Genomic DNA, 15,519 nt, shown 5'->3' with positions numbered 1-15,519 from the left:
TGTTCCGGCCACTGTCCGATCATTTCATTTCGATGTGAACTCGTTTTGGTTCGGGAGCTTTGCCTCTCCTGAACATGCCCGGCGTCATGCCATGCATGGTCCGGAACGCACGGGAAAGATGGCTCTGGTCGGCAAAACCTGACGCAATGGCGGCCTCGGCGAGGCCGAGCCCCTGTTCGATCAAGGAGCTGGCGCGACGCAGTCTCCGGTCGCGGATATAGGCTGCAGGTGTCAGGCCAATCGCCTTCTTGAAATCCCGGATGACCTGAAACCGGGTGACGGACGCGGCGTCGGCAAGCCGCTGCAGGTCGAGCTGCGAGCCAAGGTCGCTTTCGACAAGCTCCTCGTAGAGCGAGAACCTCCGTCGCGATCCCGAGCCTTCGATCTCCTCTACCCGCCCGCTGCAATCGCCATGCCGAACGATGAGATGTCTCAAGGCGACGAGCAGCGACGTCTCGGCTTGCGTCGCGTCCGGTGAGGTCGAGCTCTGGTGCGCTGCCATCAACGCTGCGGCGAGATCGCTGTCTTCGATATTCCGATGTGAGAAGACCGGAGCGTCAGCCCTGCCCAGCTCGTGGGCGAGGCCCGCCATCAGCGGCACCGGGGGATAAAACGTCCGGTAGGCCCAGCCTTCATCCGCACCTTGTTCCCCGTCATGCCACTCCTCGGGATTGACGACAGCAATGGTGCCCGCCGGAGCGACTATTTTGTGGCGCCCGATGCGGATGCGTTCGCAGCCAGCCGTGATCAGCGCGATCACATAGGTTGGGTGCGTGTGCAGATCATAGCGATGCTGCGTGAAGCGCGCCTTGAACAGGCAAAGCTCAGGGAAGCTGGGGTGGCGCCAGTATTTCCTGGTCTCTGTCGCGTCCACGGCTTTTGTCCCTGCAGCGGTCAATCTGGTTCAAGACGCCTGTTGTGCGACCTTCTAATCGTGATCCAAACCGCCCTTTGCGGCTTGGAAGGAGAGCATCATGCTGCATAATGACCCGATCGCCGCTCTGACTCCAGAGGTCATAGCCTGGCGGCACCACATCCATTGCAATCCCGAACTCGGATTCAAGGAATATGAAACGGCGCGTTTCATTGCCGAGAAACTGCGCGCCTTTGGCCTCGACGAGGTGCATGAGGGGATCGGCGGCACCGGGGTCGTCGGCGTCCTGCGCAGCGGCACGGGCACACGCGCCATCGGTCTTCGCGCCGAGCTGGACGCGCTTCCCATCGTGGAGAGGACCGGCTTGCCCTATGCGTCCAGGAACGAGGGCGTGATGCACGCCTGCGGCCATGACGGCCACACCGCCATGCTGCTCGGCGCGGCCAGCCTGCTCAGCCAATCCCGCGCCTTCGACGGCACCGTCTACTTCGTCTTCCAGCCAGCCGAAGAAAACGAAGGCGGCAGCCTGCGCGTGATCGAAGACGGCCTGTTCGAGCGTTTCCCGGTCGAGGCGATCCATGCCGTCCACAACTGGCCGGGCCTGGGGCAGGGGACGATCGCCGCTCGCGCCGGGGCACAGATGGCGGCCGTCGACAATTTCGAGCTGACCTTCGAGGGTTTTGGCGCGCATGCCGCCATGCCGCAACTCGGCGACGATCCGATCCTGGCCGCGGGCGCCTTCGTCCAGGCCGTTCAGCGTATCGCCAGCCGCTCGGTCGATCCGCAAACCGCGCTGGTCGTCAGCCTCACCCAGATCCACGGCGGCAATGTCGGCAACATCGTGCCGGGCAGGGTCTGGCTGCAGGGCACTTGCCGGTTTTTCGAGCCCGGTCATTCCGATCATTGCGAGAAGCTGATCGGCGAGATCGCCCACGGCATTGCCGCAGCCCATGCGCTCAAGGCCACGCTCGACTACAAGAAGGGTTATCCGCCGCTCATCAACACGGCTGACGCCACGGCCCGCGCCATCGCGGCAGCCGCCGCCACCGTCGGCAGCGAGAACGTCTCGACCGAGTTCAGCCCGAGCCTCGGCTGCGAGGATTTCGCCTTCATGATCCGCGCGGCAGGCGGCTGCTACGCGTGGGTCGGCGTCGGCGATGTCGGGCCCGGCGAGGGCCTGCACGGCGACCGCTACGTCTTCAATGACGAGATCGTGCCGACCGTGCTGGGCTACTACGTCAATCTGGTCGAGCAGACGCTTCCCGCCTCGTGAACCGTCAGAGGGAAAACTGACGGCTCAGCGGGAAACCCCGATCTGAATGCGATTCGTGCGCGATAAGCCGGGAAGGAGTCAGGCGCGAACCAACCCGACACATCTCAGCCGGCTGTGGCCACGAGTTGCGTTACGCGAACAGGATTTTCCAGCACTGTCAGTGCGGTATCGGCCTGATTTTCATCGACCTGCGCCATCACAAAAATGACGCCTTGTTCAACGTTCGGCTCACCCGGCTGTTTGGCAACATCGGCAGATGCCTGGAGAAGCCCACCAGCAAGGCCGCCGCAGGCCCCACCGACGAGAGTTAGGCCAGCCACCGCTTCGACAGGATCAATGCCCGTGGCCTCAAAAGCACCCAGGCCGATTAACAGACCAGCGGCCGCGCCAAGCGCGGCACCCCCCGGACCACGCAGGACAGCCCTGATTTCGTCGTCGTAAGGTCCGATGACGCTGATCTGTTCTTGAGAAACTCCTGCCGCCTGAAGCGCGGCAACGGCACGCGCTGCCTGGTCGCGGGAATCGAAAAGTCTGCTGATTGTTCGCATTTTGACACTGCCCATCGCATAGTCGCCCGCCGCTCGTTTCGAAGCGGCGGGCGTCTCCTCCCCTCGCGTTCAGGTCACTGAATGATCTTGACGATCTTGCGTGTGCCGGGATCAACAAGAACGGTGCGATTGTCAACGACGACGTAGCGATACTCGACGTCGGGAACCTCGTGAAGCTCGACCGTCTCGGGTATCGTTGAACCGATATTGAGTTCCACCCCAGGGAGTTCCACGGATGCGAGCGGCTGCTTTTTCACATATTCCCTGATCACGGTCTCCTGTTCAGGCGCGATGATCACGTCCTGAGCGGCAACAGCGCCAACGCTGGCCAGCAGAAAAAGGCCCGCGGCTGCGGTGGAAAGATGCATTCTCATAACTGCCTCCTTTATGTCTGTGACTTGTAAGCCCATTTGCGCCGGACGGGATCAGCGCCTTGCTTATCCAAACTTGAGGCAGCCGCAAACGTTCCTTAGCTGGGCTTCGGTCCGATTCGGCAGGGCCTTTGCGTAGGACCTAAGTCTGACGCGTCGCGCCCAAAGGGCGATGCCGCGGGTTTCGGGGCGCACCGACTGCACGCTTCAATTGCTATGAACCATGGGCGCTATGAAACCGTAGGCGCTATGAACCGTAGGCGACAGCGAAACGGCAAGAAGGCCCGCCGCGTCCAAGCGGCGAGCTTCTCCTCCCCAGGCCATTTCAGTCAATCGATGATTTTAACGATCCTGCGTGTGCCTGGATCAACAAGAACGGTCCGATTGTCGACGACGACGTAGCGATATTGGACGTCGGGAACCTCATGAAGCTCGACCGTCTCGGGCAGCGCCGAGCCGATATTGAGCTCCACGCCAAGCAGGTTCACCGAGGCGAGCGGCTGCTTTTTCACATACTCCCTGATGACGGTCTCCTGTTCGGGCTGGATGATCACGTCCTGGGCAGCCACGGCGCCGACACTTGCCAGCAGCAGAAATCCTGCGGCTGCAGTGGAAAGATGCATTCTCATAAGTTTTTCCTTCCTAATGAGCTGTCTTGCGCTGGGACGCATCTTCGTCGCGCCAAGCTCGCCTTCAACAACGAGACAGCTGCAAACGTTCCGCGGCTGGGCTTCGGTCCGACCAGAGACGCCGTGCCGTTGGACCTAAGTCTGAATTGTCGTGCGCAAAGGGCGACGATGGCGTGTGGCCCGGAACCACGACTGCCAGCACTCGTTGCTCGCCGTGCGTCACGGGAGGAATCGATGGAGAATAGTGTTCACCAAGCCCGCTGGCTACTTGCACCGGTCTTCGCTGTCTCCATTGCCTTCCTGGCAATTGGAACAGTCGTCAGCTGACGAACGACCGACTTGACGATGTGGCTGATGGACGAAGATATCTGCGCAGCTAAGTCCCTTCCTGCGCCGATAAGGGACCACCCGCCATTCCTCGATTTGGCGGGTGGTCCCTCGTTTGCGTCCAATGTTCAAACGAGCTTTATTGGGAAAACGGAAATGGACGACAACAACAAAGATCGATCGTTTCTCGACCGCGACCGCCTGTCGGTGGACCAGTATTACGAGGTGGAGCATTTCGCGCGAGAAAATGGCGTTTCGCCCAGCCAGGTCAGCAGGCTGATCAAAAAGAACGGCAACGATCGGATGACCCTTACGCAAGCGGTGAGAGCATTGCGCGACCGGAAGTGAAAGTACGCAGCACCTTCCGCCGCCCTGCCAAGGGCGACAGGTGCCGGCAGCACGTGGTTGAGGCGTCATATTTGCTGCCTCGCTCAACCATGGCAGTGGCGCTTGCGCAAAAAACCGCAAGGTTGCGGTTTTCGTCCAGCCTGCAAGCCCTAAGTTCCCTTGTTATTGATCGGTGCAGATCAAAGATGGCGTCACTTAGCGTCGTTCGACGACAGATTGGCTGGTTCTCTCGAATCGTGCCGCTGGCGCGACGCGCCGCCGACCGGGCCGGTGGAGATATGGCGCCATACAGACCGACAAGATTGCTCGATCGGTGGAATGCACTGTCGCTGGCCACTCAGTTTCTGCTCGCCGGCGGGCTGTTTTCGCTGTCGGCGATGATCGTGGTTGGAATGTCCGTGACAAGCCAGATTGAAGCCGCGGTCACCCGGAACTCGGCCGCCTCTACCGCTCTTTACGTCGACAGCGTCATCGCGCCGCTGCTTCCCGACATGCGCAGGAGCGAGATGCTGGACGAGAGCGTTGCGCACGCGCTGGATGAAACGCTGGGACAAGGCGCGCTCGGCAAAAGGCTCGAATCGTTCAAGCTATGGCGCCGCGATGGCACCATCCTCTATTCAACCACTAAAAGTCTGGTCGGGAAGCGCTTTCCACTCAGCGACAATCTCCGGGCCGCATTCGCCGGCGACATGGTTGCTGAAATGGACAGGCACTACGATAACCAGGCTGAGAGGGACAGCGGCCTGCATCTTCTTGAAATCTATAATCCGATGCTTCAGCCATGGTCGGGCGAAGTCGTGGCTGTTTTGGAATTCGAGGAGATCGCCACCGATTTTGAAAAGGATCTCCGGCAGGCACTCGTTCGGACCTGGTTCGATGTCGCAGCCGTCACCGCGGGTTTTTTCCTCGGTCTTTCGGTGATCGTTTTTCGTGGCAGCCGCACGATTCGTTCGCAGAGCCGCTCCTTGAAGCAGCGCATTGCCGAACTTTCCGTCCTGGTTGCTCAAAACAGAATGTTGAGGCTGCGGGTGCAGCGTGCTTCGCAGCGCGCCACGGCACTTAACGAACGTTACCTCAGGCGGATCGGCGCTGACCTGCACGACGGGCCGGCGCAACTGGTTGCCCTCGCTGCGCTAGGGATTGACAGCCCCGTGCTAGCCGATCCTGCCACGCCGGCTGCGGCGCGCGCGCGGGAATTGCAGGTGGTCAAAGCGAATCTGGACGATGCGATGCGAGAAATCAGGAATGTCAGCAAGGGTCTTATGCTGCCGCATGTCGAGAATGCCGAGTTGACGGAAATCCTCGAGCTTGCCGTGCGAGCGCACGAAGAGCGGACTGGCGTCAAAGTGATGCTGTCCATGACCGGGAACCACACACCCTTGTCGCCAGCGGCCAAGATCTGCATCTTTCGCTTCATTCAGGAGGCGCTGAACAACGGCTTCCACCATGCCGGGGGTGCCGGTCAATCAGTCGCGAAACATTTCGACGGGGAGCGCGTTTCTATCGAGGTTTCCGACACCGGCCCAGGTTTCGACCCGAAGATCATCCACCCTGAACGGCTGGGGCTCATCGGGCTGCGTGAGCGGGTAGAAAGCCTCGGCGGCCAATTTGATGTAACATCTTCACAGGATGGCACGGTGGTGAAAATGGTTCTCAACACAGTCGAAATAGGACAGCCGTGATGGCAGCGGCCATAAAGCTCGCCATTGTCGATGACCATCCGCTGTTCAGGGAAGGCGTTGTGCGCACCCTCGAGCAGATCGGCGGGTTCGAGATCGTTGCCCAAGGCAGCAGTAGAGATGACGCCTTGCGGATATCGGAAGACCAGCAACTCGATATTCTGCTGATGGACATCTCGGTGCCTGGAGGGGGCCTCAGCGCGGTCGAACCGGCCCTGGAGCGGCACCCGGATCTGAAAATCGTGATGCTGACCGTTTCGGAGGAAAACCAGCACGTCATGACCGCCTTGCAGAGCGGGGCAAGAGGCTACGTCCTGAAAGGCGTCGGGTCGAGAACCCTGGCCGCCATACTGCGCACGGTGGCGATGGGCGAACGGTATGTTTGCCCGCAATTGTCGGCGCGCGTGTTGGTCGACCTGTCGAGCCAATCAACCGCGATCGAGAAACCCGACGTGCTGGCCGAACTCACCAGTCGCGAAAGAGAGATCCTGACGCTCGTTGCCGCGGGATTGAGCAACAAGCGGATCGGTCTTCAGCTGAACCTGCACGAGAAAACCATAAAGCATCACATGACGCGGATTCTGGCCAAGCTCAATGTGAGCAACCGGACCGAAGCCGCGATGACATTGCGCGACGCGACCGAGCATCAGCATCCGCCTGTCGGCGATCCTGCATGAAGCAAGACAGCCTTGCGGCCTGTGGAACGCGCCATCACTCGATCATCCGGAGCAGTCTTGGCCGATCGGATTTCTTTGCCTGCCGCCGAATGATGGTGCGGCCCATGGCATCGCGCATCTCATAATGGCCGCCGTCGATGCGCTCGCTGAGCCCGTTGGAATGCACCACACCCACGCTTGCCCCGCGCACCTCGATCCGGTCTCCAGTGGTCACGTTGATATACGTTTTGGGCTTGTTGCCAGGATTTAGCGCGGTAGCCGGATTTGTCGGGGGAGTGACGTTCAGTGCTTTTGTTTCGTTCGCATTGCCGTTCGGGTCCGTGGCCTGTGGGGCTGCGGCATTTCCAGGGTCTGTGGCATTTCCAGGGTCTGTCGCATTTCCAGGAGCGTTTCCAGAGTTGCCGGGGCTTTCAGTGTCTCCTGAGTTGCCGGAACCAGAGTTGCCGGAGCCAGTGTTGCCGGAGCCAGTGTTGCCGGAGCCAGTGTTGCCGGAGCCGGAGTTGCCGGAGCCGGAGTTGCCGGAATCAGAGTTGCCGGAGTCTGAGTTCCCAGCGTTCCCAGAGTTCCCTTGTGCCCAGGCGGCCTGTGGGCTTAGCGTCAGGGACAGGCCGTCCTGTGCCACACGGTAGGGGCTGACGACGAGAACCAAGGCCGATGCGCTCAGGCAGATGGCGACGCGAAGCCCTCGAAGAGATTTGAGACTGCGCTGCGATTGAGGCCGGGCAGGCCGCGCACCGGCGAGAACTCTTGTCTCACAATGCTTCGGGCGCTGCGGCCGTATTGCGTCTGTGATCAATGAATTTGCCAATAGCACGCCAGAATATCCTTTTACCGTCACACCCTATGTTGCATCTCTGCCTATTTCGAATTCGCCCAAGTCAATCCTTCGCCCAAGCCAATCTTCTGAACTGCACCGATTTGTCAGGCTTTCGCCATGATCGGGCTGTGTCAAGACCCACCAGTCTCAAGGGGGAGAACCGGTGGGTCTCGCTGGCGCAGGAAGGGACTCATGACTGCGCGAGTGCGTTGCCTTCATCGGTGGACCTCATCAGCCGATGAAAAGCCCAACGGCTGCAACCCCGAACACCAGGCCAAATATCGGAAAAAGCAGCCAACGTGCCTGGTGAATGCTGGGGTCCATTGCAGCCTCCTGTCACGGTGTCGGCATCGCAACGACGCCAGCAGGAGCTCGGTTCCTACAAACTCCCCCATTTCAGCCTTTTGCCATAGCGGTCCCGGACCAAAGCACTGCCTGGGCCAGCCCATGGTCGGCAAGCGGCCAGACCGAAGTCCTAGCTCAGGCCTTTTGAGCAGGGAGGACGCCGTCCAGATGTATCCAGGTGGGAAGCGGCTGGAAGGAACCTCGACACGCAGAAAGCCTGTCAGTTTGAAAAGGCGTAATAGCCGTGCCTTCGGTGGCAGAGACTGGTCATGCAGACGAGGGGTCCGCCGTGGGGGCAGCGGACCCCTCGTTTAGCCCGAACTAGGGCGTCAGGTCAGAATAAGGACGATCTTGAATGTATCCGGGTCGACGATGACGATACGGCCATCGGCCAACACGAAATACTGGTACTCTTCGTAAGCTGGGACGATCTCGATGATTCGCCGTGGCAGAGGACGCAGTTCAACCCTCTGCCGCGGAACCTCGACACCGACTGAGATGTCAAAGTCGACGTCGGCAACCGGTTCGACCTTTTCCTGCTTGAGGATCTGGGTGACTTGCGTTTTCTGCTCAACGGTCACATTGCTGATCGCGCCGGTCTCCGTCTCATCCTGTGACTGAGTAGTGCCCTGGGTCTGCTGCTCGGTGGCAGTACCGGCCTCGCCCTGAGTCTGTTGCTCGGTGGTGGCGCCGGCCTCGCCCTGGGTCTGCTGTTCGGTCTGCGTCTTGGCCTTGTCCTGCGCCTGTTGCTCGGTTGTGGCGCCAGCCTCGCCTTGAGTCTGCTGCTCGGTGGTTACGCCGGCTTTACCCTGGGCTTGCTCGTCGGTCTTCATCTTCGCCTTGCCTTGAGCCTGCTCCTCGGTGGTGGCGCCGGCCTTACCCTGTTCGCCCATCGCACCTTCCGGGCAACCGGCCGAGCCGGCCGGGCAGTCGGTGCCGGACTGGCTTTGGGCCGGCTGCTGTTCCTGAGCGAATGCTGCGCCACAGCCAACGCCTATGGCCAGCATACTGGTGATCAGAACTTTTTTCACGAGACGTCTCCTTCGAAAAGTCTGTCCCTTCATGGGGAAAACCACCTCTGGAATGTTTTGTTCCAAGCGAATTGACCGGGCGCGGAAGCCGCGTCCAGGCGCGCGCCGGACTGAGCCAGCAAGCGCGCCGAATAGGCCGTGTTCTTGTTCCAGCAGAGGCGCGGGCTCTCCGTTCGGCCCACTGTTCCAACTGGCGGTTGGTAGACGCCGGGCAGCCGGCACGCGAATGATTTTTCTCGGTCCGCGCGCACCGGGCACATCTCAGCCCCCAAGCCGTGCTTGGTGACCGCTTGATCGCCCCGTCGCACCTGCGGGTACGGCGGACTTTTTTTGCCTGCGCCAGCCTGTGAGGCTGGAACACTGTCCTGCGACGAAAGTTTAGTGCCAGCAGCGTAGTATTGTCCCCTCATACAATGCTGCGAGATCGGTAGCTCCGGTCAACCCGCGTCTTCTCCCCGAGGGCGCGGGCTTTTCTGCTGTTGTCCAGGCCTTCCGGCGTGACGATGCTGCCGACGGCCTTTGCGAGAGTTCGGTTTCATCGGGAGCGATGGCGTTCAGACCGTCCTCGGTTGGAGGTTGCAGCGGCACAGAGCGACGTTCCGCATGCCGTCTCTGTCCTGCGAGGCGTTTTGCTTCAGCCCTTCCTTGACAGCAAAAAGGGCGCTTCACATATTTTCCGCAGCCGTCGCTCGCGGCTCTCGTGGAAGCTCAAACACTCGTTCAGTTGAATGGAGGTTCTAATGAACGACAGGACTTTCGACCGGCCTGTTTTCGTCAGGAAAGGGGAGTTCATGGTGGAGGAAATCGAATGCCTGGCTGATGCTTTCGAGTTCCTGCAGGAATGGCCGAACAATCGCAGAGGGCCGATCTTTGACACGGCTTTCCGCGCCTGCCAGCGCGCCTATGATGGCCAGGTTCCCATTTCAGTTGCACGCGAGGCCTTCGCCGGCTTCGCGAGATCGGCCAAGATCCTTGAGGACGTCTCTGCGGCAATGCCCTGGATGACGGCACAGAAAACCGGTCGCGGTGGCGTGACTGCGTAACCGATGTAGCTGCCTGAAGCGCGTCGCGCTGGAATGGACTCATGCGACGCATGCGGCGCGCTTAGTTTTTTGAAGTTATGCACGCCGTATTGCAAAACGCTGCGCACCCTCGGTTCCAGCCCGAGGACGTGCTTTTGCGCGACATGCATCAGCGGAAAGATGGCCGGCGCCGCAGGGAGCGGGGGAGGTGGGGTTGCCGAGGTTGGCGCCGGCCAGGCGGCGTTGGGGTTCGCCACGAAGGAAGCGTAGCAAAGTTTGCCAGATCGGTTATGGCGTGATCGCGGAAGTTCGCCGGGCCTGCCTGTGCCTCAGGGGATTTCCCTTCCAACGTTGTTTGTTCGAGGGGCTTTACCTGCGCGCGCTCGCCGAATTGGAGCGGCGTGCTCGCCGATCGGAACTGCGTACTTAGAAATCGCACTTCTGGGCTTATGCAACGAACGCCAGCTAATCCGACTTTGGCACAGAGGTTATCGTCGCCGGATAGAAGCCCGAGCAAATCGAAGTCGGATCATCTCTTCACTAAGCTTTTCCGGTCGGGCTTTTTGGCCGTCCAATTCGGGAACAATTAGCGTGAAAAGAATTCTGCTCAGCGTCGCGTCCTCTGCCTTGGCCCTTCTGTCGGTATTTGTCCCTGCCTTTGCGGAGGGAGATGCTGCGCTGGGGCAAAGAGCGTTTCAACGCTGCTCAGGATGTCATTCAACCGCCGACCAGAGAAAAGCCGGCCCCGGCCTCGGCGGCATTGTCGGACGGCCCGCCGGATCTATGGAGGGGTTCCGTTATTCGGAAGCCCTGAAGTCGTCCGGATTGGTATGGGACGAGGCAACGCTCGACCGGTTTCTAGCGGCGCCCCGCGAGGTTGTTCCGAAAACGACGATGACGATGGGCGTGTCCAAGCCTGAGGACCGACAGAATATTGTCGCATACCTGAAGTCCTTGTCGCAGTAGGCTCGAATTTGCATCCCGGAATGCGGGCATCGTTTTCGAATCCGCCCGCCATCGGAAAGTGGCGAGCCACCTTCCGCAATGCGCCGGCCTCCAACCCTGAGCACACGTGCAGTCTCTGCGACCTGCGGCAACGGACCCGCTTTGTTCTGACGTCCACCCCAACATGGCCAGGTGCTTTTCGAAGGTGAGCGGTGTTCGACGCCGCGCAGGCCTGCTTCGTTCCAGACTTTGAACCGTAATGTCTTCGCCTACATGATTCCGTCCGCACGTGGTCCGTCAGAGAGGCGTCCGAGGACGTCGCGCAGGTATCCTGTTCCCCATCGGGCTGATGCTAGGCCTGCTTCTACTCCCTTTGCTTGGTGCATGGCTTATAGGCACCGCCTTTCTGCTGTCCGACAACGTCATCTATCTGTCATATTGTGAACTTCCCGAAAACTTAGCCGACGATAGACTCCCCGCCTGAACACCCCAAAGCGTGGCCAATGCTGGGCGACAGAGAAGGGGGAGGGAATGGGGAGGCAAGGCGGTGTCAATGCGACAAGGGGGGCACTTCTTGCCCTGAAATGCGCGTTGCTGCTCGCAGTGATCCTCCTCACCAATCATGGCTTTATCGACCGCATCCGTTTGCTCATTGACGATCAGCGCCAGCTGACCTTGATGATCTTCAGCATCATCTGGGTCATCTCTGTGTTGGCAGTGTTGGCCGCTGCCTTTCATCCCAACTGGATCATTCGGCTCCTGTGGGCCGTCCCCCTCGCGATATCAAGCGCCGCAGCCTATGGCTATTACCTTGTCCAAGGGTCCGAGTTCTTCATCTTCGACGTTCTCAATTTCTGGACGGTCCGTCACGAGGCTCACAGGGCGTCCGAATTTTATTCCAACGCGATTTGGTGGTCGGTCGCTGTCGCGATATTGGGTGTTGTCGCAATCGCCATGCCCCCCTCCCTTCCGCCACTGGCGACACGTAAGACCAGATACTGGTCACCACTAGTGCCCATGTTGCCGATCGTCCTCATTGCGGGCGTGGTTATTTATCGAGAGGGCAAAGGTTCAGAAGCGTTGCCAAAGCAGTTCTCGCCACTGTCCCTGGCAGCGATCGCAGCTTACAAGTTGAACAGTGGAACGTTCCCGGAGCGGGAAATCGTATCCATGACGCCGGAACGAAAACAGGCGCGGGCTATCGTGCTGCTGGTCGACGAAAGCATTCGGTCCGACTTCGTAAGTCTTGAGCCCCGTAACCCCGTCACTCCGCAACTGGCCGAACTCAGAAGCCGATTGATTGATTTTGGCCCCGCTGTGTCCGGCTCGAATTGTTCTCTTCAATCGAACGCATTGCTTCGCTTCATGGCCTATACTCGAAATCTAGTCCAGTCAGTCAAGGCGAGCCCGACAGTTTGGCAGTATGCAAAGAGGGCAGGTTATCGCACCGTGTTCATAGACGCCCAGGCAGGTTTCGTCACCGTCTATGGCAAACTGCAAAACTACATGACGCCCGCCGAAGCGATTTCGATCGACCGATTCTACAAGTTGGACAATGCAATTCGAACGCATGATCTCGACGATGAACTCGTTAATATCGTGCTCAAGGAAATGAGCGTCGGCGATCCTGTTTTTATCTACGCAAACAAGAATGGCGCGCATTTCCCCTACAGTGACGGGTCGCCTGCGGAGTTTGCATCCGACGCCGGCACCTCAGGGACGCTTCAATCCTATGCAAACGCGGTGCGCTGGTCGACAGACCGCACTTTGTCCCGTTTGATCGATGGGGCCGACTGGAGGGACGCAACGATGATTTACACGTCGGACCATGGACAAAATTTCAGCGCCGGCCGTCTCACGCACTGCAGTTCATATACGAATGTAGACCCGAACGAAGCCATAGTTCCAATGTTGGTTTCAACCGGGGATGAGGAGCTTCGGGCCCGCTTTGAGAAAGTCGCCACGCAATATCCGAACATGGCCACTCATTTTGCGATAGCGCCAACGCTGTTGGAGTTGATGGGGTACCGACCATCCGAAATATCGGCTCGATACGAAAGCTCCCTCCTTCACGGCCTTACATCGCAGCTTCAGTTCGTAACAGACGATATCCTCGGATTGTTCTCCAATCGTCCCGCTTGGCACTCCGTCGATCCAACGATTCAAAAGGGTCGCCAGCGGCTTGACCTCCTGGTTACGCTGACGAACTCGCGTCCGAATATTTGCGAGGGCGGCATTGGCTGCGTCGCAGAACCGGAACCAATCTCGAGCGAATAGCAGGGGATGGCAGAGAAAAAGGAAGATCGACAATGGCGAATGAACGCAAGTCGGCCGACGCGGCATTGAACGACGGCAAGAACACGCTATCGGATGGCCGCAAAACACATTCTCGACTTGTCCAGCAGATACCCAATGCCATAACAGCGCTGGCGCTTTGCTCGGGCTTGGCTTCCGTTCGCTTCTCGATCGAAAACGAGTTCGAATTCGCACTGTTGGCGATCGTCGTGGCAGCAGTGCTCGACGGTCTTGATGGCCGTCTGGCGAGGCGATTGCATGCGTCGTCACAGTTCGGAGCCGAATTTGACAGTCTTGCGGATTTTCTTAGCTTCGGCGTAGCGCCGATCGTCCTGCTTTTCTTTTGGGGCGAGGCATTGATGACCGGCCCGTTCAGCCTGTGCCTAATGGCATTCGCTCTTGCTTCGGCCGCGCGCCTGGCGCGCTTCAATGCGCAGTCAAATTCGGCAGCAGCGGCATGGCAGAAAGCGTATTTCACTGGGATGCCGACACCGGCCGCTGCCCTAACGGTTTTGTTGCCCATATCGCTGGCTCCGCCGACACCTGCAACTGTTCAGATTGCGGGGCTGCACGCAGCTCTGATCGCTTTCTTGATGGTTTCGACGATCCCGACTTTTTCCGGGAAGAAGTGGGCTTGCCAAGTCCCCAAGTGGATGATGATCGCGTTGTTCTTAGCAGTCGCAGGGTTAGTTGCGGCCGTCGTGCTCTACCCCAGCGAGTTTCTGGTTGTTCTGACTGTCCTTTATCTCGCCTCCATTCCGATCAGCTGGATCAGTTTCCGTCATGATGAGAAAATTCACGACGAAATCGATGTCGAAACCGCTCGGGTAGTGGAATGACATCTGGAAGCCTTGATGGCTGTCCAGGTCCCGACTCGGGCAGGCAGCAACTACCTCGCGGCAACGGCCGCCTCCCACCTATGGCGACCTTCCGAACGTCTGCAACGAGCAGGGCCGCGCCGCTCTTCCCCGATCTGTGAGGACGGTCTCGGGCGGGTACCAAGCGTTCGATTCAATCCACTCTAGCCGGGTTTATGCACAGCGCTAACGTTTGGCGGCCTAGGTGTTGATCTTCCGAAGCGGAAGCAGCAGTCCTTTTCAGGGCCGTTCGCCGCAACTGGCGCATCTACTGCTTTTCGATCCCCGTGAACGGCAATGCCGGCGCTGACCGCGCAAACGCGGACGTGCTCGCCTGTGTGACGCATTCAGAAACCACGTTTCTAAGGTCATGCAAATTGCGCTGTCTAATCCAGCATCGCCCGGCGAGCTAGCTTTAGCGCTAGAGCGGGATGAATTTAGGTTGGCGCATAGCCGGCCTCGATGAAGTAATTTCTGCATTCGGTTGACGTGACAGTGCCGAGGATTTGGCCGATGGCGTCACAGACGGTCTCGACCGTTCGCCTGGCAGCCTTGCGCAGCCAATGCTTGAGCTTGGCGAAGAATTTCTCAATAGGGTTGAGGTCGGGGGAGTATTTGGGCAGCAAGAACAGCCTGGCGCCGGCCGAGCGGATGGCACGGCGCACAGCCTTGCCCTTGTGCGAACCGAGATTGTCCATGATGACGATGTCACCGGGCTTGAGGGTGGGGACGAGAACCTTGTCGACATAGAGCTGGAAACGCTCGCCGTTGATCGGTCCGTCGATCAGCCATGGTGCATCGACACGGTCGTGGCGCAGTGCCGCCAAGAAGGTCATGGTCTTCCAATGACCGTGCGGCACCTTGGCCTTGATCCTCTCGCCGCGCGGCGCCCATCCTCTGAGCGGCGCCATATTGGTCTTGGTCCAGGTCTCGTCGATGAACACCAGGCGGGAAGGATCGATGCGGTCCTGATACTTTGCCCACTGGACCCGCCGGCGCGCCACATCGGGGCGATCCTGCTCAGCCGCGATCAGCGTCTTTTTTTGTGACTGAGCTTCTCGGCGTGAACGAACTCCCATACCGAGCGGTAATCGACCTTCAGGCCGTGATCGCCAAGCTCGGCCACAAGACCGCGCAGCGTGAACTCCGCCGCCCGGCAGCGTACCAACAGCCACTCCCGATGCTCTCCGGCAATCTTCTTCGGTCTGTGCCCACCCATCTTGCCAGGTGTCAGCTTGTTCGTCTCGCGCAAGCGGCGCACCCATCGGATGACCGTGCTGATTCCAACCCCGTAGCGCTCTGCCGCCTGACGTCGCGACAGGCCCTCCTGCTCAACCGACGCTACCACCCGCGTGCGAAGATCCATCGAGTAAGGCTTGCCCATCCATGCCGGCCTCCTGACCCAGCCAGCAGGTTGAATCAGATTTGCTCGCCTTCGGGAATCCCCTTTCGATTCAGACTCAATTCATCCCGCTCTAGCC

General features: G+C 59.6%; 15 protein-coding genes. 8 read left to right on the top strand and 7 right to left on the bottom strand.

Annotated features, from left to right (window positions below):
• Positions 1–19: 19 nt before the first annotated feature.
• Complete coding sequence (locus tag BLT09_RS25180) at positions 20–874, bottom strand: AraC family transcriptional regulator (protein ID WP_091598054.1); 855 nt, start codon at positions 872–874, stop codon at positions 20–22.
• A gap of 100 nt (positions 875–974) precedes the next feature.
• Between BLT09_RS25180 and BLT09_RS25175 the strand changes: the two genes are divergently transcribed.
• Entirely contained in the window at positions 975–2,147 is a 1,173-nt protein-coding gene (locus tag BLT09_RS25175; RefSeq protein WP_091598051.1) for an amidohydrolase, read from the top strand.
• A gap of 104 nt (positions 2,148–2,251) precedes the next feature.
• Here the strand turns inward: BLT09_RS25175 and BLT09_RS25170 are convergent, their stop codons facing one another.
• From BLT09_RS25170 to BLT09_RS25160, 3 genes are all read right to left on the bottom strand, one after another.
• Positions 2,252–2,710 carry a hypothetical protein gene (locus tag BLT09_RS25170; RefSeq protein WP_091598049.1) on the bottom strand — a complete coding sequence of 153 codons (459 nt, stop codon included), beginning with the start codon at positions 2,708–2,710 and terminating at the stop codon, positions 2,252–2,254.
• Between the two features lie 59 nt (positions 2,711–2,769).
• Positions 2,770–3,069: a DUF1236 domain-containing protein gene (locus BLT09_RS25165; RefSeq protein WP_031256955.1), complete on the bottom strand. Its 300-nt coding sequence runs from the start codon at positions 3,067–3,069 to the stop codon at positions 2,770–2,772.
• A gap of 326 nt (positions 3,070–3,395) precedes the next feature.
• Positions 3,396–3,695, bottom strand: coding sequence for a DUF1236 domain-containing protein (locus tag BLT09_RS25160; protein ID WP_027156174.1), 300 nt, complete (start codon positions 3,693–3,695; stop codon positions 3,396–3,398).
• A 354-nt stretch (positions 3,696–4,049) separates the two neighbouring features.
• Between BLT09_RS25160 and BLT09_RS35135 the strand changes: the two genes are divergently transcribed.
• From BLT09_RS35135 to BLT09_RS25145, 3 genes are all read left to right on the top strand, one after another.
• The gene (locus BLT09_RS35135; protein WP_236473786.1) at positions 4,050–4,370 is read left to right on the top strand and encodes a DUF3606 domain-containing protein; all 321 of its coding nucleotides are present in this window, start codon (positions 4,050–4,052) and stop codon (positions 4,368–4,370) included.
• 278 nt (positions 4,371–4,648) lie between these two features.
• Positions 4,649–6,052 carry a sensor histidine kinase gene (locus tag BLT09_RS25150; RefSeq protein ID WP_091598294.1) on the top strand — a complete coding sequence of 468 codons (1,404 nt, stop codon included), beginning with the start codon at positions 4,649–4,651 and terminating at the stop codon, positions 6,050–6,052.
• Positions 6,052–6,726, top strand: coding sequence for a LuxR C-terminal-related transcriptional regulator (locus tag BLT09_RS25145; protein ID WP_091598045.1), 675 nt, complete (start codon positions 6,052–6,054; stop codon positions 6,724–6,726). Before BLT09_RS25150 ends, BLT09_RS25145 begins: the two co-directional genes overlap by 1 nt.
• A gap of 34 nt (positions 6,727–6,760) precedes the next feature.
• On the opposite strand, the gene BLT09_RS33895 is transcribed toward BLT09_RS25145, so the two are convergent.
• Both BLT09_RS33895 and BLT09_RS25135 read right to left on the bottom strand, forming a co-directional pair.
• A complete protein-coding gene (locus BLT09_RS33895; RefSeq protein WP_208602543.1) occupies positions 6,761–7,375 on the bottom strand; it encodes a hypothetical protein in 615 nt (204 codons plus the stop codon).
• A gap of 842 nt (positions 7,376–8,217) precedes the next feature.
• On the bottom strand, positions 8,218–8,919 hold the full coding sequence (locus BLT09_RS25135; RefSeq protein WP_091598291.1) for a DUF1236 domain-containing protein: 702 nt from the start codon (positions 8,917–8,919) through the stop codon (positions 8,218–8,220).
• 740 nt (positions 8,920–9,659) lie between these two features.
• Between BLT09_RS25135 and BLT09_RS25130 the strand changes: the two genes are divergently transcribed.
• From BLT09_RS25130 to pssA, 4 genes are all read left to right on the top strand, one after another.
• A complete protein-coding gene (locus tag BLT09_RS25130; RefSeq protein WP_023803628.1) occupies positions 9,660–9,962 on the top strand; it encodes a DUF982 domain-containing protein in 303 nt (100 codons plus the stop codon).
• 570 nt (positions 9,963–10,532) lie between these two features.
• Positions 10,533–10,907 carry a c-type cytochrome gene (locus BLT09_RS25125; protein WP_091598042.1) on the top strand — a complete coding sequence of 125 codons (375 nt, stop codon included), beginning with the start codon at positions 10,533–10,535 and terminating at the stop codon, positions 10,905–10,907.
• Between the two features lie 570 nt (positions 10,908–11,477).
• On the top strand, positions 11,478–13,163 hold the full coding sequence (locus BLT09_RS25120; protein WP_167366532.1) for a sulfatase-like hydrolase/transferase: 1,686 nt from the start codon (positions 11,478–11,480) through the stop codon (positions 13,161–13,163).
• A gap of 32 nt (positions 13,164–13,195) precedes the next feature.
• Positions 13,196–14,020, top strand: coding sequence for a CDP-diacylglycerol--serine O-phosphatidyltransferase (gene pssA / locus BLT09_RS25115; RefSeq protein WP_091598036.1), 825 nt, complete (start codon positions 13,196–13,198; stop codon positions 14,018–14,020).
• A 455-nt stretch (positions 14,021–14,475) separates the two neighbouring features.
• Here pssA and BLT09_RS25110 read toward each other — a convergent pair.
• A protein-coding gene (locus BLT09_RS25110) for an IS630 family transposase (RefSeq protein ID WP_091600579.1) occupies positions 14,476–15,422 on the bottom strand; the annotation gives its coding sequence in 2 pieces (ribosomal slippage) (positions 14,476–15,081 and positions 15,084–15,422; 945 coding nt in all).
• Between the last annotated feature and the right edge of the window lie 97 nt (positions 15,423–15,519).

It is taken from the genome of Mesorhizobium muleiense (genome assembly GCF_900099905.1).
Taxonomy (GTDB): domain Bacteria; phylum Pseudomonadota; class Alphaproteobacteria; order Rhizobiales; family Rhizobiaceae; genus Mesorhizobium; species Mesorhizobium muleiense.
This window is presented reverse-complemented; position numbering and strand designations above follow the sequence as displayed.

Coding starts and splice junctions, on each gene's coding strand:
- BLT09_RS25145 (WP_091598045.1), top strand. CDS start 6,052: ATGGCAGCGGCCATAAAGCTCGCCATTGTCGATGACCATCCGCTGTTC.
- BLT09_RS25160 (WP_027156174.1), bottom strand. CDS start 3,695: ATGAGAATGCATCTTTCCACTGCAGCCGCAGGATTTCTGCTGCTGGCA.
- BLT09_RS25165 (WP_031256955.1), bottom strand. CDS start 3,069: ATGAGAATGCATCTTTCCACCGCAGCCGCGGGCCTTTTTCTGCTGGCC.
- BLT09_RS35135 (WP_236473786.1), top strand. CDS start 4,050: ATGGACGAAGATATCTGCGCAGCTAAGTCCCTTCCTGCGCCGATAAGG.
- BLT09_RS25130 (WP_023803628.1), top strand. CDS start 9,660: ATGAACGACAGGACTTTCGACCGGCCTGTTTTCGTCAGGAAAGGGGAG.
- BLT09_RS25150 (WP_091598294.1), top strand. CDS start 4,649: ATGGCGCCATACAGACCGACAAGATTGCTCGATCGGTGGAATGCACTG.
- BLT09_RS25175 (WP_091598051.1), top strand. CDS start 975: ATGCTGCATAATGACCCGATCGCCGCTCTGACTCCAGAGGTCATAGCC.
- pssA (WP_091598036.1), top strand. CDS start 13,196: ATGGCGAATGAACGCAAGTCGGCCGACGCGGCATTGAACGACGGCAAG.
- BLT09_RS25170 (WP_091598049.1), bottom strand. CDS start 2,710: ATGGGCAGTGTCAAAATGCGAACAATCAGCAGACTTTTCGATTCCCGC.